Genomic DNA, 24,006 nt, shown 5'->3' with positions numbered 1-24,006 from the left:
GGAAGTGGGAAAAGTCTGAAGGCTAAAGTAGCTTTAGGGTCAACTGCGACCGTCGGTCGCATGTGTCGCCGGCAAAAAAAACGCCCCAAGCGGGGCGTTAAAAATTCATCTCTTTCCAAAGGAGCTACACAAAAGCTTCAGAGATGAATGTGCTCGGGTGAATAAGTTGAAGCGAGTATAGAAAGTTCCACTTAACGAGAAGCTGAGGCCAATATTACAATTTTGATAACTGGCTATTTGTGAACAGATGTTAGTTAATCGCGAGCGAATGTAAGGGCTACAGCACGACCAATGGGTATTCGGCAATCAGACGAACTTCTTCCAGGTCTGATTCAAACGCACTGGAGCGCACGGTGGCCTGGCGCAAGCGCAGGGACAAATCCTTCAAACGCCCACTTTGCACCACGTATTTGGCCTCGATATCCCGTTCCCAGCGGCGTTGATCGGTCAAGGGGTTACCCGCTGCATCGCGGCGCATATACACGGCATTGGCGTTGCTATAGTCGGCGCCGGTGCCTTTGCCGTAGCGGGTCATGAACGACAGGCCGGGAATGCCGAACGCTTGCATGTCCAGGTCGTAGCGCACCATCCATGAGCGCTCCTTGGGCGCGTTGAAGTCGCTGTACTGGATCGAGTTATTGAGGAAGATCGAGTCTGATTGGCGCAGGTAGTCGAAGTCATCGTCGCCGTTGTTACGCTGGTGCGACACGGCCACGCTGTGGGCACCGACCTTGACCCCGAGCCTGGCGCTCCAGATGTTGTTGTCGAACTCGCCGAGCCGTTTCTGGCCTTCGTCCACGGCCTTGTAGTAGTTGAAGTCGCCGAACAATGACACGTCGTCGGTCAATGCGTAATTGGCATTGCTGCCGAAGTAGTACTGATCCCAGGCGTCCTTCAAGCGGCTGCTGTACAGGCTAAAGCCCAGATGGCTGTTGAGCTGGTAGTCACCGCCGAAGTAGGCGATCCAGGGCGAGCCGACCTTGCCTGCATAGAAGGTGGCAAAGCCTTTGTTCATGCCGCTTTCGCTGGGCTGGCTCATGCCGCTCAGGCGCCCGCCTTGCAGGCTCAAGCCTTCCAGACTGGTGTTTTGCAGGGTGACGCCGCGAAAGCTCTCGGGCAACAGGCGAGAGTCGCCGTAGGCCACCACCGGCGTAAGTGGGAACACGTCGCCGGCCTTGATCACGGTGTCCAGCACGCGCAGTTTCGCCGCGCCGCCGATTTTGCTGTAGCTGTTTTCCGGCTGGTTGTCGCTGTTCACCGGCAGCACGCCGAACGAGCCTTTGCCGCCGCTGCGGCCGCTGCCCGAGTCAAGTGTGAGGCCGTACATGGCGAATGCGTCCAGGCCAAAACCCACGGTGCCCTGGGTAAAACCGGATTCGAATTTGCCGATGAAGCCCTGGGCCCAGGCTTCGGAGTAACCATTGCCAGTGGGGCTGGACTGGCCTTTGCGGTCATCGCGGTTGAAGTAGAAGTTGCGTGCCAGCACGTTGATGCGGCTGCCCTCTATAAAACCCTCGGGCTTGTCCTCCACTGCCATGGCGGCCATGGGCAGTGCAGCCATCAGTGAAAAGGGAAGGGTGTAATGACGAATGCTCATGATGCGCTCCTCGGTGATGGCAGTTATCGGCTTCTTATAGAGGCGGGCGTTTTTATTGATCTGGCCCTGGCTGATAGTTGCAAATGGCGGATAACAACTGCATGGCTTGCACATTACAATTCTGGAAACTAACGACCATCTAACAAATAAGTAATGTTCTGGTGAACCTGCCGTCAGGGTGGGTTGGTTAATCTCGACACTGAACTTTTCAGTCGAGGAAACCGCGATGAACTTTTATAAAGCAGGTTTGGCTGTATTAACGGCTGTGTTGTCATTTGGCGCACTGGCCGAAGGGGGTGGGGACCGCACCTTTGCCCTGATGATGGAGCGCAATGAGAAAGCCATGGCCGCGTACGCCATCAAAAAAGGCAAGCCGGTGCCTGAGGTCCAGGCGTACCGCTATGGCATGGACCTGGACATTGCCAAGGTCGTCAACGTGACGCCGCCGATCCGCTCGTGCAACGCCGTGCCGTCGCGCATGACCTACGAAGACTCCAGCGGCAAGCTCAATACCCTGGAATATCAGGTCATGGGCGTATGCCGTAACAATGGTGGTTGAAAATATAGTTCGGCCCAGGGCTCAAGCGCTCTTCAGAAAACCCCGGCAGCGCCGATGCAAGTGAGTACACCTACCTCACTTGCCTAACGGTGCCCCATGTTCAATACCCGCCTGAAGCAGGAGCTGACCGCTCTGCGCGAAGAATTGTCGAGCTTGCTCCAGGTGAAAGAGAGCCTGGAAAGCGAAATGCTCTGCCTGACACTGGACCCTGAAGGCCGTGTGGAGTGGGCCAATGCCAACTTCCTGCAGGAACTGGCTTATTCGCTGGGCGAGATTGTCGGGCGTGCTATCGAAGACCTGGTGCCGGCACATGTGCGCCAGGACGAGTTCCAACTGCGCTTCAAACACGCGCTGGCCCGCGGCGAACACTTTGCCGGCGCCGTACGCCTGATGCGCGGCAATGGCAAGGAAGCCTGGTTGCGCTCAATCGTGCAGCCGGTGCGCAGTTCGGAGGGGCGCATCAAGCAGTTTTCGATTTTTTCCAGCGACCTTACCCGCACCATCGAGAGCTCGCGTGAACATGAAAACCTGATCACTGCACTGATGCGTTCCACCGCGTTGATCGAGTTCGACCTGGAGGGGCATGTACTCACCGCCAATGACCGCTTCCTCGGCGCCATGGGATACAGCCTGGCGCAGATCGAAGGCAAGCATCACCGTATGTTCTGTGAGCCACAGGAATACAACAGTGCCGAATACCAACAGTTCTGGAAGCGCCTGAACGCCGGTGAGTTCGTCGCCGCGCGCTTCAAACGTGTGGACAGCCACGGCCGCCTGGTGTGGTTGGAGGCCACCTACAACCCGGTGCTGGACGCCAATGAGCGGCTGTACAAAGTGGTCAAGTTCGCCACGGTCATTACCGACCAGGTCAACCGCGAGCAGGCAGTGGCCGAGGCCGCCAATATTGCCTACAGCACCTCTTTGCAAACCGACGACAGCGCCCAGCGCGGCACCACCGTGGTCACCCAGGCCGTGGACGTTATGCGCGACCTGGCCCAGCACATGCAACAGGCCGGTGAAGGCATCGAGGCGTTGAATGCCCAGTCCCAAGTGATCGGCAGCATCGTCAAGACCATCAGCGGCATTGCCGAGCAAACCAACCTGCTGGCGCTCAACGCCGCCATCGAAGCGGCGCGTGCCGGTGAGCAGGGGCGTGGCTTTGCGGTGGTGGCCGATGAAGTACGGCAATTGGCGTCACGTACCAGCAAAGCCACCGAGGAAATTGTTGGTGTGGTGCGCCAGAACCAGGACATGGCCCGCGACGCGGTGGCCTTGATGGCCGACGGTCGTGCGCAAGCCGAGCAGGGCCTGGCCCTGGCGGCGGAGGCGGGTACCGTGATCGTCGAGATTCAGGACGGTGCGCAAAAAGTAGTGAGTGCGGTCGGGCAGTTTGCCAATCAGCTGTCGAGCTGACCTGTCGGGCTTGTGCTTGAGGTATCGTAGGTCTTTTCTCGCTTGCAGAGCTGATCGACCATGAGCCCTACGTTCCGTCGCCCCGTCCCATTGTCCAAGGCTTACCGTTTGCTCAACCACGGGCCGACCGTGTTGGTGAGTGCAGCCCACAACGGCCAGCGCAATATCATGGCCGCTGCCTGGGCCATGCCGTTGGATTTCGAACCACCGAAAGTCGCGGTGGTGCTCGACAAGGCCACCTGGACCCGCCAGCTACTTGAAGGCGCCGGCACTTTTGTGCTGCAGGTGCCTTGTGTTGTGCAGGCTGATCTGGTGCAGACGGTGGGCAATACCCGCGGCGTTGAAACCGACAAATTCGCAGCCTACGGCCTGCACACTTTCAGCGGTGAGCACACCGAGGCGCCGATGCTGGAAGGCTGCGTGGCTTGGCTGGAATGCCGCCTGCTGCCCGAGCCGCATAATCAGCAGACCTATGACCTGTTCCTGGGCGAAGTGGTCGCGGCCTATGCTGATGAGCGGGTATTCAGCGAGGGCCGCTGGCATTTTGACGGGCATGATGAACTGCGCACGTTGCACCATGTGGCGGGCGGGAATTTCCTGGCCATTGGCCAACCGATTGTCGGGCGCCAGCTCTGACAGAGGCGCAAAGCCACGAAGATCAACTGTGGGAGCTGGCTTGCCTGCGATGGCATCACCTCGGTGTATCTGATGTACCGAGGTGTGTGCATCGCAGGCAAGCCAGCTCCCACAGTTTGAACGTATTCCAACCCAGTACTCAGCGTCCGAGCATTTTCACCCAACGCGATGGCGGCATGCCGTAGGTGCTGCGAAATTGGCGGGTCATGTGGCTTTGGTCGGTGAAGCCTGCGGTCATCGCCGCATCCACCAACGATTGGCCCTGGGCCAACAAGTGGCGCACCAGGTCCAGTCGGCGCATGGTCAGGTAGCGGTAGGGGCTGGTGCCGAATAACAAACGAAAATCCCGCGATAACGCCCACCGGTCGCGGCCGGCGTGGTCGGCAATTTCATCCAGGGTGATGCTGCGGCCCAGGGCGCTGTGGATGAATTCACGGGCGCGTTCGGCCGCGATGTAGTCGAAGGATTTACGGCGGATGATGGCCCCGGACGCAGCGCTCAGCGCGTGGGCCAGGTCGAACAGGGCATCTTGCTCTTGCATCGGGTCAATCGGGCAATCCAGGCTTTGCAGCAACACTTCGCTGGCGCGGTGCAGCCGTGGGTCGGTGGACAAGCCGCCGGGGATAAACGGCAACGGCTGCCCACCGAGGATCTGCTGGATCAGCGCCGGCTCCACATAGATCATCCGGTACTTGAAGCCTTCATCGCTGCCGGCACGGCCGTCATGGGTTTCATCGGGGTGGATCACCATGGTGGTGCCGGGCAGGCTGTGGGTTGTGCCGCCGCGATAATGAAAACTCTGTACGCCGAACAACGTGCGCCCTATGGCGTACGTGTCATGGCGATGAGGGTCGAAGGCGAAGCCGGCAAAGTACGCCTCGATACGGTCAAGGCCACTGGCGTGGGGCGCGCGGTGCAGCCAGTCGAGGGAGTGGATGGGGTTGCCCATGGTGACTTGTCACAAAAGGAAGTGGAAACACGTTAACTGAGTCTGCACCGGTTGTCTGCTGGGGTCTTGTACGATTGTGCAGGTGTGGGGCAATGCACATCGGGTAGCGAATCGCTAACCACCCATGGTAAGAAGCCTTACTTTCAACAGTGAGGCCGGGTCATGAGCAAGGTGCGGGTAGGGATTATTTTTGGTGGCCGTTCGGCTGAGCATGAGGTCTCGCTGCAATCGGCGCGCAACATTGTCGATGCCCTTGATCGCTCACGCTTCGAGCCGGTTTTGATCGGTATCGACAAGGCCGGTCACTGGCACCTCAATGACACCTCGAACTTTCTGCTCAACCAGGAAAACCCGGCACTCATCGCCCTCAACCAGTCCAACCGTGAATTGGCCGTGGTGCCCGGCAAGGCCAGCCAGCAAGTGGTGGAAACCTCCGGGCAGGGCATGCTGGAACACATCGACGTGATCTTCCCGATTGTTCACGGCACCCTCGGTGAAGACGGTTGCCTGCAAGGCTTGCTGCGTATGGCGGACTTGCCCTTCGTCGGTTCCGACGTGCTCGGCTCGGCGGTGTGCATGGACAAAGACATCAGCAAGCGCTTGCTGCGCGACGCGGGTATTGCGGTCACGCCGTTCATCACCCTTACGCGAGCTAATGCGGCGCGCACCTCATTTGAAACGGCCGCTGGCAAGCTCGGTGTGCCGATGTTCGTCAAGCCCGCCAACCAGGGTTCGTCGGTGGGGGTAAGCAAAGTCGGCAGCGAAGCCGAGTACCGCGCTGCCGTTGAACTGGCGTTGGGGTTTGATGAGAAGGTGCTGGTGGAGTCCGCCGTCCAGGGCCGTGAGATCGAATGCGCCGTGCTGGGCAATGACGAGCCCATCGCCAGTGGTTGTGGCGAGATCGTGGTGAGCAGTGGTTTCTATTCCTACGACAGCAAATACATCGATGGCCAGGCCGCCCAGGTGGTGGTGCCGGCGGCGATCAGTCATGACGCCAGCGAGCGGATCCGCAGCCTGGCCATTGAGGCGTTTGAAGTGTTGGGCTGCGCCGGGTTGGCGCGGGTGGATGTGTTCCTGACGCAGGACGGCGAAGTGCTGATCAACGAGATCAACTCACTGCCCGGTTTTACCCGCATCAGCATGTACCCCAAGCTGTGGCAGGCGGCAGGCATGAGCTACAGCGAGCTGGTGAGCCGGTTGATCGAGCTGGCGCTGGAGCGGCATGCGGGGCGCAAGGGCTTGAAGATCAACCGCCAGTGATTGGCCCGAAGCAGTAACGCGATCAGGCGTTACTGAGTACTTCGCGAAAAACGTCCGGCCTTATGGCCGCAATATGCAGTAGCGAACGTGCTGCTCCGGAAGGTGCGCGACGCCCTTGCTCCCATTCTTGAAGGGTTCTTACTGACACGCCCAGAAGCTCGGCAAATTTGGGTTGTGAGAGCCCTGTCTTGCTTCTTGCTTCGGCAGCCTGAGTGACCTCAACGTGCTGCACGGCACCGTAACGTCCCGCTTTGACATCCTGAATGGCTGTGAGTAGTTCTTCGCCTATATTGCGTTTGGCGTCACGTTCCTTCAGTTCTTTATCAGTGAGTGGCATGGTTCATTTCCTTTGCGATTTTGTACAGGATATGTGCCGGAATATTCTCCGTGGCGCTCTTGCCATAAATCAGTAGCGCGACGACTGCTCCGCACTCCAGTTGTGTGGTGTAGATGACCCGCACTGATCCACTTTTACCCCGGCCCTCCATGCTCCAGCGTATCTTTCGGCAACCTCCCGAGCGCGGAATGACATTTCCAGCATCAGGATGGCTGGCGAGAAACGCCATGAAGATACCTTTTTCATCTTCAGTCCAATAGTCAGGCCATTGCCTGCTGAAGAGAGGGGATTCTATGAGAGTGAACACGCGAAATTCTACGTCCTTGACGTAGCCTCTGGCAAGAAAGAGCGGGCCAGAAAATCGCAGGTGAGATGGGGCTGCTCAAGAAGGTTTTTATCGCAAAAGATGACATGGCACTTTGAGTTTTGGCGCTCCGCGTAGGATTTAAGGCGTAAGGTTGCAGGTCTTTTTTTATAAGCCTGTACGGATAGATCAACACCTTAATCACCCAACGCCTCACCTTCACGCCGAGGATCAGCGCCACCACTGAGCGTCACCTTGCCCTGGGCATCCCGTGTGCGCACGATGGCCTGCACGCCGCTGGTCATCTCGATCTCGCTCAGGGCGTGGCCCTTGTCCTTGAGCACCTGTTTCAGCGCCGGGCTGAACAGCCCAGCTTCCAACTCGGTAGCACCATTGCGACTGCCGAAGTTAGGCAGGCTGATGGCCGCCTGCGGGTCGAGCTTCCAGTCGAGCATGGCCACCAGGGATTTACTCACGTACTCGATGATCTGCGAGCCGCCGGGGGAGCCGACGGTAGCCAGCAGTTCGCCTGTCTTGCGGTCGAACACCAGGGTCGGCGCCATGGCCGAGCGTGGGCGTTTACCCGGTTGTACGCGGTTGGCCACAGGCTGGCCGTTTTCTGCGGGGATGAACGAGAAGTCGGTCATCTGGTTGTTGAGCAAAAAGCCCTGGACCATCACGTGAGAGCCGAATGCCGCTTCAACCGTGGTGGTCATCGACACGGCGCCGCCCTGGTCGTCCACCGCCACTACCTGTGAGGTGGAGATGCGCAGCGGCGAGCGGTCTGGTGCGTACGCCACCTGAATACCGGCGGGTTGGCCGGGCTTGGCGATGCCCATGCTGCGCTCGCCGATCAGCGTGGCGCGTTGTGCCAGGTAACCTGGCGCGACGAGGCCGGCGACCGGGACGGGGGTGAAGTCTGCATCGGCCACGTACAGCGCGCGGTCGGCAAAGGCCAGGCGCCCGGCTTCGGCGAGCAGGTGCACGGCCTCGGGTGTCGGCTCAAGCCCGGCCGGCGAAACACTCTTGACCGGTGTCATGGGGGCGATGGCCAGGCGTGGGTCGCGGGTTTCCAGCGCCTGCAATGTCCCCAGGATCTGCGCCACGGCAATCCCGCCCGAGGACGGCGGTGGCATGCCGCAGACCTTCCATTGTTTGTAGTCGGTGCACAGCGGTGCGCGCTGCTTGGCGGTGTAGCCCTTGAGGTCGGCCTGGGACAGGCTGCCGGCATTGCGATGGCCCTGTACCTTGCGTGCGATTTCATCGGCAATCGGGCCTTGGTATAGCGCATCCGGCCCTTCCTTGGCGATGCGCTTGAACACCGCGGCCAGTGCCGGGTTTTTCAATCGTGTACCGGTGGCTTTTGGCGAGCCGTCGGCATTCAGGAAGTACGCCGCCATGTCGGGTGATTGCGCGATAAAGCGGTCAGCGGCGATCAAGCTGTGCAAGCGTGGGGAAATGGCAAAGCCTTGCTCCGACAGACGAATTGCCGGCTCGAACAGCTTGGCCCATTGCAGGTGGCCGCTCTTTTTGTGCGCCATCTCCAGGGCGCGCAGTACGCCCGGCGTACCCACCGAGCGCCCGCCAATCTGCGCATCCGTGAACGCCATCGGCGTACCGTCGGCCTTCAGGAACAGACGCTCTGTCGCCCCGGCCGGTGCTGTTTCACGGCCGTCATAAGCCTGCACCTGTTGTCCATCCCACAGCATGATGAATGCACCGCCGCCGATGCCGGACGATTGCGGTTCCACCAGAGTCAATACCGCTTGCATGGCAATCGCCGCATCAATGGCTGAGCCGCCTTGACGCAGCATTTCACGCCCGGCTTCAGCGGCCAGTGGGTTGGCGGCGGCGGCCATATGGCGCTCGGCGTGGCGGGTGCTCAGGTCGGTGCGATAGCCCGAACCCAGCTCTGGCGCCGCAGGCTGTTCGTTGACGGGCGTGTGGCAGGCTGCGAGGGCCAGGGTTGCGGCGATGACTGTCAGGCTGCGGCGGGAAATCAAAAACACGCGCTGAACTCCGTTCATGTTGAGAAGGTGCTGTGGTCCTTGGGCTACTGCGTTTTTTACAGGTAAATCGTGCCTTGCATGTACAGCACGGCCTTGCCGGAAATAATCACCCGGTCACCCTGGAGTTCACAGCGCAACTGGCCCTTACGCTGGCCGCCTTGTTCGGCGCTCAATTGCGGCTTGCCCAGGCGCTCGGCCCAGAACGGTGCCAGCGAGGTGTGCGCCGAGCCGGTAACCGGGTCTTCATTGACGCCCACATTCGGGCCGAACCAGCGCGAGACAAAATCAAACCGCGTGCTCTTGGCGGTCACCGCAATGCCGCGTTTAGGCAGGCCCTTGAGTCGCGCAAAGTCCGGTGCCAGGGCCGCTACCTGCGCTTCATCCTCCACCAGCACAATATAGTCGTCGGTGCCAAACACCTCGGCGGTTTCAAGCCCCAGGGCACTCAACATGCCGTGGGGCGGCTCGCAGCGTTCGGGTTTCTTTGCCGGAAAATCCATCGCCAGCTCATCGCCGTTGCGCGTTACCCGCAACTCGCCGCTACGGGTGGCAAAGCGAAGAACCTGCGGGGCGTCCGCCAATTTGTGGATCAATACCCACGCGGCTGCCAACGTGGCATGGCCGCACAGGTCCACCTCAACTTCCGGCGTGAGCCAGCGCAACTCATAGAACTCGCCACGGGGTACAAAGAATGCGGTTTCCGAAAGATTATTCTCGGCCGCGATCTGCTGCAGTTGCTCGTCGGGCAGCCACTCGGTGAGCGGGCACACTGCTGCCGGGTTGCCGCCGAAGGGATGGTGGCTGAAAGCGTCGACTTGGTAGATGTCCAGTTGCATCGGGGGCACTCCGTGTTCAGGGGAGGCTGGACACTAACAGTGGGGTAGGGGGGCGTCAAAATACAGTTAGGGAGTTTTTTGCGCGCATAAAAAAACGGCCTACCTTTCGGTAAGCCGTTTTTAGTACTTGGTGGCTACACAGGGACTTGAACCCCGGACCCCAGCATTATGAATGCTATGCTCTAACCAACTGAGCTATGTAGCCAAGTGGCGCGCATTATTCGCTTGGAACGGCAATGCGTCAAGCGTTTTTGTAGAATTTTTTTCTACGCTTTCAACTGTTTAAGCCAAAGCGCTGGTTTTGGCGACGGGCGGTGACGAATGCGTTGTGGATGAGGGGAGTGGAAGCGCTTGGCGTTTTCGAAGGTTTACTCGCAGGCCATGTCCGACAGTGTTGGGCAGATATCCCTGTCGCCCAACACGTGACTGGCTAACTCAACTTACCGATGCAGTGGGGGGTGGGTGACGCGCTTGAGCTGTTCGCGGGCCCGTGACAAGCGCGAGCGCACGGTGCCGATAGGAATGTCCAGTACATCGGCGGTGTCCTGGTAACTGCCGTCGGTTTCCAGCGAGGCGTACAGTGTTCTGCGCATCTCGGTCGGCAAGTGGTCAATCGCACTCAGGGTATTTTCCAAGCGCCGGTTGACTTCGAACTCCCAGTCCAGGCTGTGGTTTTCTTCATGGCCATGCCACAGCGACTCGTCGAATTCGCAATGTGCAGGCTTGGCATACAGGCGCCGGAAGTGATTGCGGATCAGGTTCTGCGCGATGCCGCACATCCAGGTACTGAGTGTCGCGGTACCACTGAAACGTTCGCGATTGCGCCAGGCCTCCAGGTAAGTCAATTGCAAAAGATCATCCGCGTCTTCCGGGTTCAGGACCCGTTTGTGAATGAAACGGCGAAGTTTTTTCTGTTGATCGTCTGTCAGATGGAGCATGAATTGAGGCGAACTGCCACCAAGGTGAACGAGGGCTTCAATAGGGATATTCATGATTTTTCCTTAAGGTAGACGCAGTCGAAATAGTTTCGGCGGTTACCTCTTTTGCACTGCCTGTGCCAAAGGAGAATCATTGTGTAACCATATGATTTATATAAATAAATACGTTATGGTCGTGGTGGTTTTGTGCAGTAATTTGCAAAAGGCACCAGGGACCTGTGCGGGTTTTTTCATCTTGTTGGATGAGTGAGTTTCAGTGGAACCATCTGGGCGGGCCTGACCACATATGGACACTCTCTTCCTGTACTGGCCTGCCCATGAAAGTCGAATCTACCAACGAAGTGCCAATGACCCCGCGGGTGGAACTCCCCACCGCTAGCCCGGCCGCCAAACCTGAGCCAGGCCAAGGTGTCGATGATCTTTCTCTGCACTTCAGTCAGGAGGTGGAATCCAGCAGTCGTACGTTGGATAAGCGTGTAATTGACGTGCGTGTGCCTCCTGTCCAGGTGCTCGCGCAGCTCTATGAGCAGTTGGGGCATCCGGCCCAGGAAAGCTTTGCCGCGGTAGTACGTCGAATCAGGCAGAAATTACTCACGCAACCCAGCATCGATACATTGCTGGAGCTCACTGGCGGTGATCCGGCGCGCACCTTCGTGGTACTCAAGGCGGTGTGCGGGCAGGCCGAGGCCGACGTGCGCAACTCCGAAGCCGACCTGGCGCGGGATGCAATTGCCAAGCTGGAGATCCGCTTCAAAGGGGAGATCCAGGCGGGCCTGAATATTGCCATGGCCTTGCATAAGAAGAGTGGCGATCCAGAAGAGCTCCAGGCGCTGCGCGCGCTCTATTACGCCAGTGTGGTGACACGGCAATCCCTGGCGACCATGATGCACGCGCTGCTCGGCATCTACAGTGACGACCGTTTTGCACATGGGTTGAAAATGATGTCCAGCGCCCTGACGGCCGACATTGCCGCCCATGTGTCCTCCGTCCCTACGGCAATGTTGCGCACCTTGCTGACAGGACTGGGCAAATGTGGCGCATTGAGCGGGGTGTTATGCAGCTGTCGTGAGCTGATTCAGAACCTTGCAATCGAAATGCATGCGGTAAGCCTGCTGCGACGCATGCTGGGTTATGCAGACACCGGCATCGTGACAAATGAAGTCATGCGCCTGGCTGAAGATATGGGGGCCAGCACATCAAAACTCGTGTCTCTCAATGCGCTTTATAAGCTGTTTCAAAAGTTGCCCGAGGCCTTGTGGCCGGATAGCAAATCACGCCAAGAGGCGCTGCACAATTTTCTGCTGGTGATGGACGAGCTTGCTCGCCTCGAACGCATACGCCCTGGTTTTCCTAATTCGACTATCCTGGCGTGAGCGTGCTGTCCACCCTCAACGGTGTACTGCTCAAGGTGGCGCAGCGTGCCGAGGTCTTGGGCGCGGTGGTGATCATGGCCATTGTGTTCATTTTCATCGTGCCGCTGCCTACCTGGCTGGTGGACATTCTGATTGCGCTGAATATCTGTATTGCCTGCCTGCTGATCATGCTGGCGCTTTACTTGCCCGGGCCTTTGGCGTTCTCTTCCTTCCCGTCGATTTTGTTGCTGACCACCATGTTCCGCCTGGCGTTGTCGATCGCAACGACGCGCTTGATCCTGCTCGAACAGGACGCCGGCGATATCGTTGAGGCCTTCGGTAATTTCGTAGTGGGCGGCAACCTGGCTGTTGGGATGGTGATCTTTCTGATCCTGACTCTGGTCAACTTTCTGGTGATCACCAAGGGCTCTGAGCGGGTTGCCGAAGTGGCGGCGCGCTTCAGCCTGGACGCAATGCCGGGCAAGCAGATGTCCATCGACAGTGACTTGCGTGCCGGCTTGATTGACGGCGTGCAAGCGCGGGACAAGCGTGAGCAGTTGTCCCGCGAGAGTCAGCTGTTCGGGGCCATGGATGGTGCCATGAAATTCGTCAAGGGGGATGCCATCGCGGGGTTGATCATCGTTGTGGTCAACCTGTTGGGCGGCTTCTCCACAGGTATGTTCCAGCACGGCTTGAGCGCCGCCGATTCAATGGCGCTGTATTCGGTGCTGACGATTGGCGATGGTCTGATTGCGCAGATACCGGCGCTGTTGATCTCTCTCACCGCCGGCATGATCATTACCCGCGTGGCGCCGGAAGGGCGCAAGGGCATCACGAACATGGGCGCCGAGATCGCACGCCAGATGACCAGTGAGCCCAAGAGCTGGATGATCGCCTCGGTGGCCATGCTGGTGTTTGCGATCGTGCCTGGTATGCCGACCCTGGTGTTTATTCTGCTGGCGATGATGACCGGCGCCTTGGGTTATTACCTCGACCGTCGGCGCCGACGTGAAGCGCAGCCAGAAGCCGAAGCCGTCGAAGCCGTGCGGCCTGAAGAAAATGGCAAAGAGGATCTGCGCGGGTTTGATCCGTCCCGGCCCTATCTGCTGCAATTTCCCTCGGCTTTGCGCGGTACGCCTGAGGTGACCGATCTTATTCACGGAATCCGTCAGGTTCGAAACTCCCTGGTTGCCAATATTGGCCTGACGTTGCCGCCGTTTGAAGTCGAGATCGATGACTCGCTGGACGATGATGAAATGCGCTTCTGCGTCCATGAGGTACCCATGGTCAAGGCGTCGGTGGTCCAGCACGTTGCCGTGGAGCGCAGCGCCCTGACGGTTGAGCCTGAGCATGGCGTACCGGGATTGGCCGAGCGCAATGAACAGGATTGGCTCTGGCTGCCACCCGACGACCCACTGCTCAATGACACGCAGTTGGAGCGCTTCACGGCGACGAGCCTGATCGTCGACCGCATGAAGAAGGCGATGATGCTCAGCGGGCCGCAGTTCCTGGGGATTCAAGAGAGCAAGTCGATCCTCAGTTGGCTTGAGAACAACCAACCCGAGCTGGTGCAGGAACTGCAACGCATCATGCCGATCTCGCGCTTTTCGGCGGTGCTGCAACGCCTGGCCAGCGAAGGGGTTCCGCTGCGCGCCGTGAGGTTGATTGTCGAATCGCTGATCGAATACGGCCAGCACGAACGCGAGCCGGAAGCACTGGCTGACTATGCGCGCATTGCCCTCAAGTCGCAGATCTACCACCAGTACAGCGAGGCCGATGGGCTGCATGCCTGGCTGTTGTCACCGCATACCGAAAACATCCTGCGCGAGGCGCTGCGCCAGACCCAGACCGGGGTGTTCTTTGCACTCGACGGCGATAATAGCGCTGCGCTGGTCAACCTGCTCAACCAGGCCTTCAGCGCACGGGCAAAAATAAAAAGTGTGTTGTTGGTGGCGCAGGATTTGCGCAGCCCCTTGCGCACCTTGTTGCTTGAGGAGTTCAACCATGTGCCGGTGTTGTCTTTCGCCGAGCTGGGGAGCACTTCCAAGGTCAAGGTGCTGGGGCGTTTTGACCTTGGCCAGGATGAGTTGATGCACGGGACATTGGCATGAACACAGCGCTACTTGCAGAGTACGGGGGGACGTACTGATGTTCGAACTCCGAGTGTTGGATGGTTTGCATCAAGGGGCCGCGCTGCCTCTGTTTGGTGAGCAGTGGAGCCTTGGCGCCAACGCGGACGCTGATCTCTTGCTGGATGATCCCGGTATCGCCGAGCACCACGCGCGCCTGCTATTGCTCGAAGGGCGCTGGTCGGTGCAGGCTGAAGCGGGGCTGCTGAAAAACGGCGATGGGCAAATGTTGGCGCAGATCGGCGATCTGGCACTCAACACGCCGTTTATGATTGGCCCCGTCAGCTTGTGTGTCTGCCCTGCCGATCATCCTTGGCGGCAGGCATCGGTGCTCAAGCCGCCCCGGCCGGCAACGGAGCCCTTGCCCCAGGCGCCATTGCCGCTGACGCTGTCTTCCATTCCCTTGTTGCAGCAAAAACGCTTGGTCAGCCTGGTTCTGCTATGCGCCGTGATCATCGCTGCGGTCGGCATTATCTTCAGCGGTGAGCGTGAGGCCCAGGCATCGCTGATGCCGGCGGTCATTCAGAAACCCGGGCTGGACTCACCCGCTGAGGTGCGTCAGCAACTCATGAAGATGCTCAACGAACGTGAATTGCTCCAGCGCGTCAGCTTGCAGATCGTCAATGGTCAGATTGCCCTCAATGGTGTTGTTTCCCAGGATGAAGTGGAACTGATTGCGCGCATGCTCGACCGTTTTGCCGAGCAATTCGACACTGTGGTGCCGGTGCTCAGTCGCGTACGGGTACGCGAAGGCAGGCTACCGTTCAAGATCTCGCAGATAGTGGGTGGCCCGAATGGCCACGTGGTGCTGGAGGAAGGAAGCCGCTTATTCGTGGGTGATGAAGTGGATGGCCTGCGCCTGGTTTTGATCGATAACAGCAAAGTGGTTTTTGACGGCGAGCAACGCTATGAGGTGGGCTGGTGAAGGGGTCGCTGCAGGAGCGTCTGGAGGCCTGGCAACTGAACCAGTCACAGGCGTTGAGCAGTTTCGCGCCGGTGACGATGCTCGGTCGTATCCAGCGCGTGAACGGCATGCTGCTGCAGTGCCGGTTGCCGCAGGCACGTATTGGTGACCTATGCAAAGTCGAAAAAGGGCCGGGCGACTACATGCTCGCCGAGATCATCGGGTTCGATCAGCGCGATGCGGTGCTCAGTGCCCTGGGCAACCTTGAAGGCGTGCGTGTAGGCGCCAGCGTCGAGCGGTTGGGGGTTCCGCATCAGGTCCGGGTCGGTGATGAGTTGTTGGGGCAGGTGCTGGATGGTTTTGGCCGCCCGATTGCGGGCGATGGTGTGAGCGCGTTCGTGGAAGCGGACACCCCTGGGGCGACCACAGTGTTATGCGAGGCGCCTCTTCCTACCGAACGGCCGCGGATCAACCGCGCACTGGCTACGGGGGTGCGCTCGATTGATGGCCTGATGACTCTGGGGGAGGGCCAGCGTGTCGGGCTGTTTGCCGGAGCCGGTTGTGGCAAGACCACCTTGTTGGCCGAAATCGCCCGTAACGTGGAGTGCGATGTGATCGTATTCGGTCTCATCGGGGAGCGGGGCCGGGAACTGCGCGAGTTTCTCGATCATGAACTGGATGAGCAGTTGCGTGCCAAGGCCGTGTTGGTGTGTGCAACCTCCGACCGCTCAAGCATGGAGCGCGCGCGTGCTGCGTTCACGGCAACTGCGCTGGCCGAAGGTTTCCGGCGCAAGGGCCAGAGGGTGCTGTTGCTGATCGACTCTCTGACCCGTTTTGCCAGGGCCCAACGTGAAATCGGCCTGGCTGCCGGTGAACCCTTGGGGCGCGGTGGTCTGCCGCCGTCGGTCTACAGTTTGCTGCCACGTCTGGTGGAGCGTGCCGGCTTGACCCGTGAAGGCGTGATCACGGCCATCTATACAGTGTTGATCGAACAGGACTCCATGAACGATCCGGTAGCGGATGAGGTGCGCTCTCTGCTCGACGGTCATATCGTCCTGTCGCGCAAGCTGGCCGAGCGCGGCCATTACCCGGCGGTCGATGTCCTGGCCAGCCTTTCGCGGATTCTAAGCAATGTTGCCGAGCCCGTGCATATCCGTGCCGGCACGGCGCTACGACGCTTGCTGTCGGCTTACCAGCAGATCGAGCTGATGCTCAAGTTGGGGGAATATCAGCCCGGCAACGATGCACTCACCGACCTGGCTGTTGACAGTCGGCAGGCGGTAGATGGCTTTCTGCGCCAGGACTTGCGCGAACCTTCGCCGCTTGCCGCCACCATGGACCAATTGGCTGAGCTGACCGCCCATGTCCCATTCTGAAGTGTTACCGGCTGAAATCGATACCCTGCGACGTTTGCGCCGACACCGTGCAGACCGCGCCGAGCGTGCGCTGCGTGAGGCAAAAAGGGCGCAGCAAGCGCTGGTCGCGCATATCCGGGAAGCGCAGGAAATCCTCGAGCAAACCCGCCTGGAAGAGGCCCGGCAATGCGCGCAGCTGTTGAGTCAGCACCAGGGGCAGGTGGTGACGTTCAAGGCGCTGAAAAACTGGAGTGCCAAGGAGCGGCAATTATCGGCGGGTACCCGGCGTGAAGAAGGCCAATTGTTGCAACTCCAAGAGCAGCAGCAAGAGCGGGCTGCACGGGTCGGCCAGGCGCAGAAACACGTCACCTTGTGCTTGCGCCAGGTAGAAAAAATACAAGAGTTATCTGAGTTACTGAGGCAGGAGCCGATATGAAACAGGTTTCAGTTAGTCCGCCTGAACGTCAGCGTCCGCGCGAGTCTCGCGATGATCGTGCACCTGAATTCGGTACCCTGGTGCCTTGGGAGCAAGGGCGATTGTTCGCCCGGTTGTTTGACGATGGGGGCCAGGACAGCGGGGGATATGGAGCGTCTCTGAATGGAATCAAAGCCTCGGGCGATGTCGCCATGATCGGGGCACTGACCGAGCAGTTGGCGCCGCGAATGCTCGTTGGTTCGCAATGGCCGTTGATGGCTGTTTTTCACCTGGGCCGCCTGGGGCGGATCAACGCCAGTATCCGCCGGGAGCAGGGGGGCTGGAACGTCGAGCTGCATGCAGAGCAAGACAATACGGTGCACTGGCTCAGTGGTGTACGCCAACAATGTGAGCAACGGTTGGCGCAGAGCCTGCGCCAGCCTGTCAGTTTGTATCTGGCAAAATCGACGTAGGCATGATGCTGCCACCTTTGATACTTCCCAGATTCAAAACCGATATTGCGGTTGCCCGGCAGCGCTTGGGGCAAGGGTTGTGTATGCCGTTCGAGGTCGCTGGGTCGAGTGGCGAGTTGAGAATGGAGCCTGGTACTGCTCCTGTGGGCATCCAGCCGCTCTGCTTCGAAACCGCCTGTGGCGTCTTGGCCTTCAGTGAGCCAGGACCACAGTTCAGCTTGATGGGTGAATGCCCCGTGACGCTCGAGCAGGCCGGGAATGATCCGGACGCCTGGTTCTGGGAGTTGTTCCAGCATCATCTGAGCCCTCAGGTGCAGGCGTTGTTTGGGTACCTGCGTTTGCTGCCAGGCGCTCGCCCCATGAACTTTGGTTGTCGACTCTGCGTGACGCTTGGGGCCTCTCGCGTGGCGGGCTATCTGTGGCTGTCTGTCGAGAGCTTTCTGGCGCTATGCAAGGCGGGGCCGTGGCGATCCAGGGCTGAGCCGATGCCGGCGCAGTTTCGGCTGGCGGTTGACGTAACGCTTGGGCACCTGCGGTTGTCCATGCACCAGCTGCGCGGCTTGCGGACTGGTGACGTGCTGGTGCTTGAGCGAGCCTTTTTCAGTGCGTCGGGAACCGGCCACGTGCAGGTTGGCAAACAGCGCCTGGTGGGCTGGATCGACGCTGAATCCGGGCCGATGCGCCTGACCCTTACTTCTATCGAGGATATGTTTGTGGATGAGGATTTTGCAACACAGCCCTACTCAGAGCATGAGGATGAAACAGCGGTGATGGATGTGTTCGGGCATGAACCATTCGACGAGCTGAGCATGGCGCTCAATGTACGGTGCGGTACGCTGAACCTGACCCTCGGCGAATTACGCAACCTTGCGCCCGGCGCGGTGTTGGGGGTTGCCGGCTATGCCCCCGGCACTGCCGGTCTCTATTACGGCGACCGCCCCCTCGGCCTGGGCCAGTTGGTTGAAGTGGACGGGCGACTGGGGCTGCAGATGTCTCGCGTGATCTTTTCTCGATGAATAGTTTCCAGGGAATAGATCCGGTCGTCCTGGCAATATTTCTTGGGGCACTGTCGTTGATGCCCATGCTGTTGGTCGTCTGCACGGCGTTCCTGAAGATCGTGATTGTGCTGATGATCACCCGCAATGCCATCGGTGTGCAGCAGGTGCCTCCGGGCATGGCCATCAATGGTATTGCCCTGGCGGCAACCCTGTTCATCATGGCGCCTGTAGGCTATGAGATGGCCGAGATCGTCAAGGTGTCGCCCCTGGACCTGACCAGCGTAGGCGCACTCCAACAGACGGGAATGGAGGCGATCAAACCATTGCGCACCTTCATGCTGCGCAACAGTGACCCGGATATTCTTACCCACCTGTTGGAAAATGCCATGCGCATGTGGCCGGCGCAGATGGTGCAGGAGGTCCAACGTGAGGACCTGATCCTGCTGGCGCCGGCCTTTGTGCTGTCACAGTTGCAGGCGGGGTTCGAAATCGGCTTCCTGATCTATATCCCTTTCATCGTGATTGACCTGATCGTTTCCAATCTCCTCTTGGCTTTGGGTATGCAAATGGTCTCGCCCATGACCATTTCCCTGCCGCTCAAATTGCTCTTGTTCGTGATGGTCTCCGGGTGGTCGCGGTTGCTCGACAGCCTGTTCTTTTCCTATCTCTGAGTGACCTATGGAACCCATCGTACTGTTCAAGCAGGGCATGTTGCTGGTAGTCATGCTGACGGCGCCGCCGCTGATCGTGGCGGTGGTGGTGGGGGTCATGACCTCCCTGGTGCAGGCACTGATGCAGGTCCAGGACCAGACGTTGCCCTTCGGTATCAAGCTGGTGGCAGTGGGGATCACCCTGATCATGACCGGTCGCTGGATCGGTGTGGAGTTGATCCAGTTGATGAACTTGACCTTTGACATGATCGGTCGATCGGCCCTGCACTGAGGTCTGCCTGTGCTGTTATATCTTGAATATTTGCCCTCCCTGCTGGTCGCCATGGCGCGTATCTACCCCTGCGCTTTCCTCGTGGCGGCATTCTGTTTTCAACATATACGCGGCATGCTGCGGCACACCATTGTGGTGGTCATGGCACTGCTGCCTGCACCTGCCATTCATGTCTTGCTGGAGGGCCAGGAACACTCGGCGCTGATGCTCGGAGGGCTGGTCCTCAAAGAGTTGGCCCTGGGGTTATTGCTGGGCGTGTTGCTGTCGATGCCGTTCTGGCTGTTCGAGTCGGTCGGGGCGTTGCTGGATAACCAGCGGGGCGCTTTGGCCGGTGGTCAGCTCAACCCCTCGCTTGGGCCAGACGCGACGCCGGCCGGGCATCTGTTCAAACAATTGGCGATTTTTTTGCTGATGGCCAGTATGGGCCTCGGGGCGTTGACGCAGGTGATCTGGGACAGCTATCTGCTCTGGCCACCGACGGTGTGGTTTCCACTGCCCGCTGCCGATGGGTTCGATGTATTTGTCGGCCTGCTTGGCGATACCTTCACGCACATGATGCTCTACGCTGCCCCCTTTATTGCGGTGCTGCTGTTGCTGGAGTTCGGCATCGCGCTGCTGGGGGTCTACAGTCAGCAATTGCAAGTGAGTACGCTGGCGCCGCCCCTCAAGAGCCTGGCGGGTATCGGTGTGCTGTTGTTGTATTTTGCGTTGCTGCAGGACCTGATCGTCGGGCGCATGGGCTTGCTTAAAGACCTCAAGCACTCCCTGGGCGTGTTCTTCAAGGTCTCGCTGTCATGAGTGATTCGGGGGAAAAGAAGCACCCCGCATCAGCCAAGAAGCTGCGTGATCAGCGTAAGAAAGGCCAAGTCGCCCAAAGCCAGGATGTGGGTAAGCTACTGGTGCTGACAGCTATCAGCGAAATCGCCTTGTTCACCGCCGAGAGCAGCCTGCAACGTTTCCAGCAGTTGATGCTGCTGCCGATCACGCGTCTGTCCTTGCCTTTCCCGCAGGCGCTGGAAGAAGTGATGGTCGAAGGTTTGATGTTGTTTTTCTCCTTCGCCCTGTTGATGGCCGCGGTGGCGATTATCACGAAGCTGGTCAGCAGTTGGATACAGTTCGGGATTCTGTTCGCGCCGGACGCCTTGAAGCTCGACTTCAATCGTCTCAACCCGCTCAGCCAACTCAAGCAAATGTTTTCTGCCCAGTCGGTAATGAACCTGTTGATGAGCATCGTCAAGGCAACACTGCTGGGCCTGATCCTGTACGTGGTGATCTGGCCTTCCCTGGGGGCGTTGATCAATATGGCCACCAGCGATCTGCAAAGCTACCTCCTGGGATTGATCGCCCTGTTCCGCTATCTGCTGCATGCCTGTCTCGGGTTATTGCTGGTGCTGGCGCTTATCGACCTGGCGATGCAGAAATACTTCTTTGCCAAGCGCATGCGCATGACCCAGGTCGAGGTCATGAAAGAGTACAAGGACATGGAGGGCGATCCCCACGTGAAGGGGCAGCGCCGCGCCCTGGCGCAGCAATTGGCCCAGGAGGAGCCGAAGGTCAAGCTGCCCAAGCTGGAGGAGTCCGATATGCTGGTGGTCAACCCGACGCACTTTGCCGTGGCCTTGTATTACCGCCCCGGCAAAACGCCGCTGCCCCTGCTGGTGAGCAAAGGGACTGATGATGACGCCCGTGCGTTGATCGCTCGCGCCAAAGCGGCTGATGTACCGGTGATCCAGTGCGTGTGGCTGGCCCGTACGCTGTATACGAACAAGCTGGGGGCGACAATTCCTCGTGAAACCCTGCAGGCCGTGGCATTGATCTACCGCACCCTGCGCGAGCTTGATGATGAGGCCAAGCGTGAAACCCTGGAATTGCCGGAGCTTGATCTGCGTTGATCAGCGCCGGGTACGCGCATCCAGGGTTTCAAGGTTGGCCAACGACAACATTCGGCTGAGGAGCCTGTCGAGCAGGTTGGGCTGTGGGGGCAGTGCATGCCAGATCACCAGCGCGTCCTGTGCGTCAATGTAGATAAAGCAGCCATCGAATGCCACGGCCTGCTCGAAACGCCGCTCCAGCGCGTTCTGCAATTGTGAGGCTTGCAGCGCCTCGCGAGCCACGTGCAGGGCCAGACCCTGACGGGTTCCGGCTTGCATGTTGCTGGCTGTTACCCCCGGGCCAAGCGTCAGGTGGGCGGCAGAGCCGCCCACCAGGCTGTCGAGGAAGACCTGGCGTTCATCGGCCGGGGTTCCCTGGGCGCTCATCGTTCCAGCGACACCGTCTGATAGTCCGGACGCTCTCCGGCAGGGCCGGGTTCGACGCGCGTTTGTGAGGGCCACCAAATCACCAGCTTGTCCTTGGACGATTGCGGACGTGAGCAGGAGTCGCCCTTGCACGTGGGCGTACAACCGGCGACGAGCAGCGCCGCGCCGATCAGGGTGACGTACAGCGAGCGATGTTTCATGGCTTGGCCTTTTGAGTTGGAGTGATCAGGGAGGGACGGGGCACGCTGATGTGTTCATCCTTGACCACCGGGCGCATGGCGATAAACACTTCTGCTTCCTCGCCCGGCTTGAGCCAGGCGCGGGGCCAGACACTCACGGCCAGGGTTTGCGAAGTACTGCATTCCTTTTCGTCGATGCGCACATTGCGATTGAACTGGTTGCGCAGCACCACCACGGCTACGTTGTACTGCGGGCCGGCGTACCACTGGCTGCGCTCGGTGTTCAGCGCCAGCAAGTTGCGGGTACTGCACAAGGTGTTCAGCCCCAGGGGCATCGGCGCTACCTTGAAGGCTTTGGGCACTTGCCCGGTGACCAGGTGCGCCAGGGTACTGATAATGTCGCTGCGCTTGATCACTGGCTGGTGAGGGTCGTAGCGCCTGGCCAGGGGGGTGAGAGCGGCTTGCAATTCGACCTGGTCTGCCTGGGGCAGGTAGCGTGACGGGTCGGTCTGGTCGCCGATAACGCGTGGCGTGAGGATAAATAGCCGTTCGCGCCGATTGTTCTGTCGTTCAGTGGAGGAAAACAACGCCTTGCCCAACAGCGGAATATCCCCCAGCAGGGGTACTTTGCTGTGCTTGTCGGTGCTTTCGGTGACATGGAAACCACCGACCACGAGCGAACGTTTTTCGGCCATGATGGCTTGGGTGCTGACTTTGCCTCGGCGTACATCGAAGCTGCCGGGAGTAGGGTTGGCCTCTTCGAAGTTACCGTCCTCGATATCTACCAACAGCTGAATCTGATGGCCACCACGGCTCGTGATGACGCGGGGCACGACCTGGAAGCTGGTACCCACGGTGATCGGTAAAATCGTAGCGTTCTGCCGACCGCGAGTCAGGTATTGGGTCCGGTTGAAATCAATTACCGCTGGCTGGTTTTCCAGTGTCAGGACTGACGGATTGGACACCATGGTTGCCAGGCCCTTGGCTTCCAGCGCGCGTATCTCCGCGTCGAAACGACCGCGGTTTTCAATTGTCAGCTGAGCGTTGCCGGAAATCATGTTGGCTGCGCCACTGAAGCGACTGTTCTGAAAGCCCCATCTCACCCCGAATTCTCGCAGTTGCGTGCGCTCGATGTCGAGGATGATGGCATCGATTTCCACCAGTTTGCGTGCCACGTCGAGCTGGGTGATCAGTTCGCGATACATTGCCTGCCGTTCCGGCACGTCATAAATCAGGATGGCGTTATTGCGCAAGTCGGCTTCGACGCGGATACGGGCAGGGCTGAGGGGGACCCGCCGGGTGATTGACATGCCCGTATCGGTCGAGTCGTTCAACCCGGTTGTCGGCGTGGAGCCGAGCATTTGCCCCAGCAACGGGTTGCTCAAGCGTGGCACCACCGGTGTGATGAACGGGGGCTGGGTGATGGAGCGTTGAGACTGCGCCGAAGACGATGAGGGTGAGCGCGGTTCTAGGAGCCCTCTTAGCATGGTGGCTACACCGGGGATGATGATTTTTTCGTTGCGGTATTCCATTTGGCGATCCGCCGCGCTGGCGAATTTCAGTGGATAGCTCAGCACGCTCTGTTTTTCATCCGTAGAACGGCGCTGGCTGCTGAAGCGCTTGATCTGTTCGATATAAACCTTCGGGCCGGAGACCAGCACAACACCGTCTTCCGGCAACTCGCCCCAGCCGAAACGACTGTCGAGCAAGCCTATATCGGTCAGCGCTTGTTTGAGGTCCGCGATGGTCTCGGAGGAGACTTCCAGGCGCGCGGATTCTTGCTGGTCCAGGGTGCTGATATAGAGGGTGTTGTTATACATATACCATTGGAAACGGTGTTCGACCCCCAACCGGTCGAGCAATGATTGCGGCGTATTTGCGCGTATCTTGCCGTTGACGTTACCTTCGAGCAGGCCCTCGACCTGGAGCTGAGTACCAAATGTCTGGGCAAAATCCTCCAGCACTTCGCGCACTGGCTTGTGCTGGGCTTCATAAGCGTAGGCCGTGTTCTTCCACTCAGGAGGTATTGCGGCCAGCGCGCTATCCAGTGGTAGCAGCCACCCAGGCAGCATAATGAGCCAACACCAGGCGGCGCGGGGAGTAAAAGCAGGTACGTGAGGGCGCAAGCGTTTGTGCTTGTCGTTTTTATCAGGCATGGGAAAG

25 protein-coding genes, 1 tRNA gene and 1 pseudogene are annotated in these 24,006 nt (G+C 59.3%); 16 read left to right on the top strand and 11 right to left on the bottom strand.

Going from position 1 to position 24,006, the window contains the following annotated elements; translation table 11 throughout:
- Positions 1-277: 277 nt before the first annotated feature.
- The gene (locus tag OC445_RS17115) at positions 278-1,597 is read right to left on the bottom strand and encodes an OprD family porin (protein WP_054897183.1); all 1,320 of its coding nucleotides are present in this window, start codon (positions 1,595-1,597) and stop codon (positions 278-280) included.
- Between the two features lie 226 nt (positions 1,598-1,823).
- On the opposite strand from OC445_RS17115, the gene OC445_RS17110 reads away from it, so the two are divergent.
- From OC445_RS17110 to OC445_RS17100, 4 genes and pseudogenes are all read left to right on the top strand, one after another.
- Positions 1,824-2,156: a DUF2790 domain-containing protein gene (locus OC445_RS17110; protein WP_014716799.1), complete on the top strand. Its 333-nt coding sequence runs from the start codon at positions 1,824-1,826 to the stop codon at positions 2,154-2,156.
- 96 nt (positions 2,157-2,252) lie between these two features.
- Positions 2,253-3,029 (top strand): annotated as a pseudogene (locus OC445_RS27165) (PAS domain-containing protein); the annotation flags it as partial.
- A gap of 108 nt (positions 3,030-3,137) precedes the next feature.
- On the top strand, positions 3,138-3,569 hold the full coding sequence (locus tag OC445_RS27160) for a methyl-accepting chemotaxis protein (RefSeq protein WP_370712620.1): 432 nt from the start codon (positions 3,138-3,140) through the stop codon (positions 3,567-3,569).
- 60 nt (positions 3,570-3,629) lie between these two features.
- Positions 3,630-4,205 carry a flavin reductase family protein gene (locus OC445_RS17100; RefSeq protein WP_057977418.1) on the top strand — a complete coding sequence of 192 codons (576 nt, stop codon included), beginning with the start codon at positions 3,630-3,632 and terminating at the stop codon, positions 4,203-4,205.
- Between the two features lie 139 nt (positions 4,206-4,344).
- On the opposite strand, the gene OC445_RS17095 is transcribed toward OC445_RS17100, so the two are convergent.
- Positions 4,345-5,154: an AraC family transcriptional regulator gene (locus OC445_RS17095; RefSeq protein ID WP_034128111.1), complete on the bottom strand. Its 810-nt coding sequence runs from the start codon at positions 5,152-5,154 to the stop codon at positions 4,345-4,347.
- 162 nt (positions 5,155-5,316) lie between these two features.
- Between OC445_RS17095 and ddlA the strand changes: the two genes are divergently transcribed.
- Positions 5,317-6,414, top strand: coding sequence for a D-alanine--D-alanine ligase (gene ddlA / locus OC445_RS17090; RefSeq protein ID WP_073845001.1), 1,098 nt, complete (start codon positions 5,317-5,319; stop codon positions 6,412-6,414).
- Positions 6,415-6,436: 22 nt separating this feature from the next.
- Here the strand turns inward: ddlA and OC445_RS17085 are convergent, their stop codons facing one another.
- From OC445_RS17085 to OC445_RS17060, 6 genes are all read right to left on the bottom strand, one after another.
- Complete coding sequence (locus tag OC445_RS17085) at positions 6,437-6,751, bottom strand: helix-turn-helix domain-containing protein (RefSeq protein WP_019817027.1); 315 nt, start codon at positions 6,749-6,751, stop codon at positions 6,437-6,439.
- Entirely contained in the window at positions 6,738-7,058 is a 321-nt protein-coding gene (locus tag OC445_RS17080; protein ID WP_019817026.1) for a hypothetical protein, read from the bottom strand. The genes OC445_RS17085 and OC445_RS17080 overlap by 14 nt, the downstream gene beginning before the upstream one ends.
- 194 nt (positions 7,059-7,252) lie before the next feature.
- Positions 7,253-9,082: a gamma-glutamyltransferase gene (gene ggt / locus OC445_RS17075; RefSeq protein WP_198791003.1), complete on the bottom strand. Its 1,830-nt coding sequence runs from the start codon at positions 9,080-9,082 to the stop codon at positions 7,253-7,255.
- A gap of 38 nt (positions 9,083-9,120) precedes the next feature.
- Entirely contained in the window at positions 9,121-9,900 is a 780-nt protein-coding gene (locus tag OC445_RS17070) for a PhzF family phenazine biosynthesis protein (protein WP_072446973.1), read from the bottom strand.
- 128 nt (positions 9,901-10,028) lie between these two features.
- Positions 10,029-10,105: transfer RNA gene (locus OC445_RS17065), tRNA-Met, on the bottom strand.
- A gap of 235 nt (positions 10,106-10,340) precedes the next feature.
- Positions 10,341-10,892: an RNA polymerase sigma factor gene (locus OC445_RS17060; protein WP_054897146.1), complete on the bottom strand. Its 552-nt coding sequence runs from the start codon at positions 10,890-10,892 to the stop codon at positions 10,341-10,343.
- Between the two features lie 263 nt (positions 10,893-11,155).
- Between OC445_RS17060 and OC445_RS17055 the strand changes: the two genes are divergently transcribed.
- The 11 genes from OC445_RS17055 to sctU are packed head-to-tail and all read left to right on the top strand — an operon-like array spanning position 11,156 to position 21,298.
- Complete coding sequence (locus OC445_RS17055; protein ID WP_054921795.1) at positions 11,156-12,211, top strand: TyeA family type III secretion system gatekeeper subunit; 1,056 nt, start codon at positions 11,156-11,158, stop codon at positions 12,209-12,211.
- The gene (gene sctV, locus OC445_RS17050) at positions 12,208-14,301 is read left to right on the top strand and encodes a type III secretion system export apparatus subunit SctV (protein WP_072446975.1); all 2,094 of its coding nucleotides are present in this window, start codon (positions 12,208-12,210) and stop codon (positions 14,299-14,301) included. The genes OC445_RS17055 and sctV overlap by 4 nt, the downstream gene beginning before the upstream one ends.
- A gap of 37 nt (positions 14,302-14,338) precedes the next feature.
- On the top strand, positions 14,339-15,244 hold the full coding sequence (locus OC445_RS17045; RefSeq protein ID WP_034128103.1) for an FHA domain-containing protein: 906 nt from the start codon (positions 14,339-14,341) through the stop codon (positions 15,242-15,244).
- Positions 15,241-16,599, top strand: a complete 1,359-nt coding sequence (locus OC445_RS17040; RefSeq protein ID WP_034128102.1) for a FliI/YscN family ATPase — start codon at positions 15,241-15,243, stop codon at positions 16,597-16,599. Before OC445_RS17045 ends, OC445_RS17040 begins: the two co-directional genes overlap by 4 nt.
- Positions 16,586-17,014, top strand: coding sequence for a type III secretion system stalk subunit SctO (gene sctO / locus OC445_RS17035; RefSeq protein ID WP_054921802.1), 429 nt, complete (start codon positions 16,586-16,588; stop codon positions 17,012-17,014). The genes OC445_RS17040 and sctO overlap by 14 nt, the downstream gene beginning before the upstream one ends.
- Positions 17,011-17,466: a type III secretion system HrpP C-terminal domain-containing protein gene (locus OC445_RS17030; protein WP_054897141.1), complete on the top strand. Its 456-nt coding sequence runs from the start codon at positions 17,011-17,013 to the stop codon at positions 17,464-17,466. The genes sctO and OC445_RS17030 overlap by 4 nt, the downstream gene beginning before the upstream one ends.
- Positions 17,467-17,468: 2 nt before the next feature.
- Positions 17,469-18,482 carry a FliM/FliN family flagellar motor switch protein gene (locus OC445_RS17025; protein ID WP_034128099.1) on the top strand — a complete coding sequence of 338 codons (1,014 nt, stop codon included), beginning with the start codon at positions 17,469-17,471 and terminating at the stop codon, positions 18,480-18,482.
- Positions 18,479-19,135: a type III secretion system export apparatus subunit SctR gene (gene sctR, locus OC445_RS17020; protein ID WP_262020224.1), complete on the top strand. Its 657-nt coding sequence runs from the start codon at positions 18,479-18,481 to the stop codon at positions 19,133-19,135. Before OC445_RS17025 ends, sctR begins: the two co-directional genes overlap by 4 nt.
- A gap of 7 nt (positions 19,136-19,142) precedes the next feature.
- A complete protein-coding gene (gene sctS / locus OC445_RS17015; RefSeq protein ID WP_034128097.1) occupies positions 19,143-19,406 on the top strand; it encodes a type III secretion system export apparatus subunit SctS in 264 nt (87 codons plus the stop codon).
- 9 nt (positions 19,407-19,415) lie between these two features.
- On the top strand, positions 19,416-20,204 hold the full coding sequence (gene sctT / locus OC445_RS17010) for a type III secretion system export apparatus subunit SctT (protein ID WP_057977401.1): 789 nt from the start codon (positions 19,416-19,418) through the stop codon (positions 20,202-20,204).
- Entirely contained in the window at positions 20,201-21,298 is a 1,098-nt protein-coding gene (gene sctU / locus OC445_RS17005) for a type III secretion system export apparatus subunit SctU (protein ID WP_198791005.1), read from the top strand. The genes sctT and sctU overlap by 4 nt, the downstream gene beginning before the upstream one ends.
- On the opposite strand, the gene OC445_RS17000 is transcribed toward sctU, so the two are convergent.
- From OC445_RS17000 to sctC, 3 genes are read right to left on the bottom strand one after another with little or no spacing between them, the layout of a single operon-like run.
- Entirely contained in the window at positions 21,299-21,664 is a 366-nt protein-coding gene (locus OC445_RS17000; RefSeq protein WP_034128094.1) for a hypothetical protein, read from the bottom strand.
- Positions 21,661-21,864 (bottom strand): HrpT family type III secretion system protein, encoded by a 204-nt coding sequence (gene hrpT / locus OC445_RS16995; protein WP_054897139.1) that lies wholly within the window; start codon positions 21,862-21,864, stop codon positions 21,661-21,663. Before hrpT ends, OC445_RS17000 begins: the two co-directional genes overlap by 4 nt.
- Positions 21,861-23,999 carry a type III secretion system outer membrane ring subunit SctC gene (sctC, locus tag OC445_RS16990; protein WP_054921807.1) on the bottom strand — a complete coding sequence of 713 codons (2,139 nt, stop codon included), beginning with the start codon at positions 23,997-23,999 and terminating at the stop codon, positions 21,861-21,863. The genes hrpT and sctC overlap by 4 nt, the downstream gene beginning before the upstream one ends.
- Positions 24,000-24,006: the final 7 nt, after the last annotated feature.

This window comes from Pseudomonas sp. Pse35 (assembly GCF_024519715.1).
In the GTDB taxonomy this organism is placed as follows: Bacteria; Pseudomonadota; Gammaproteobacteria; order Pseudomonadales; family Pseudomonadaceae; genus Aquipseudomonas; species Aquipseudomonas paracarnis.
The sequence above is the reverse complement of the archived record's forward strand: the minus strand, read 5'-3'. Positions and strand labels throughout refer to the sequence as shown.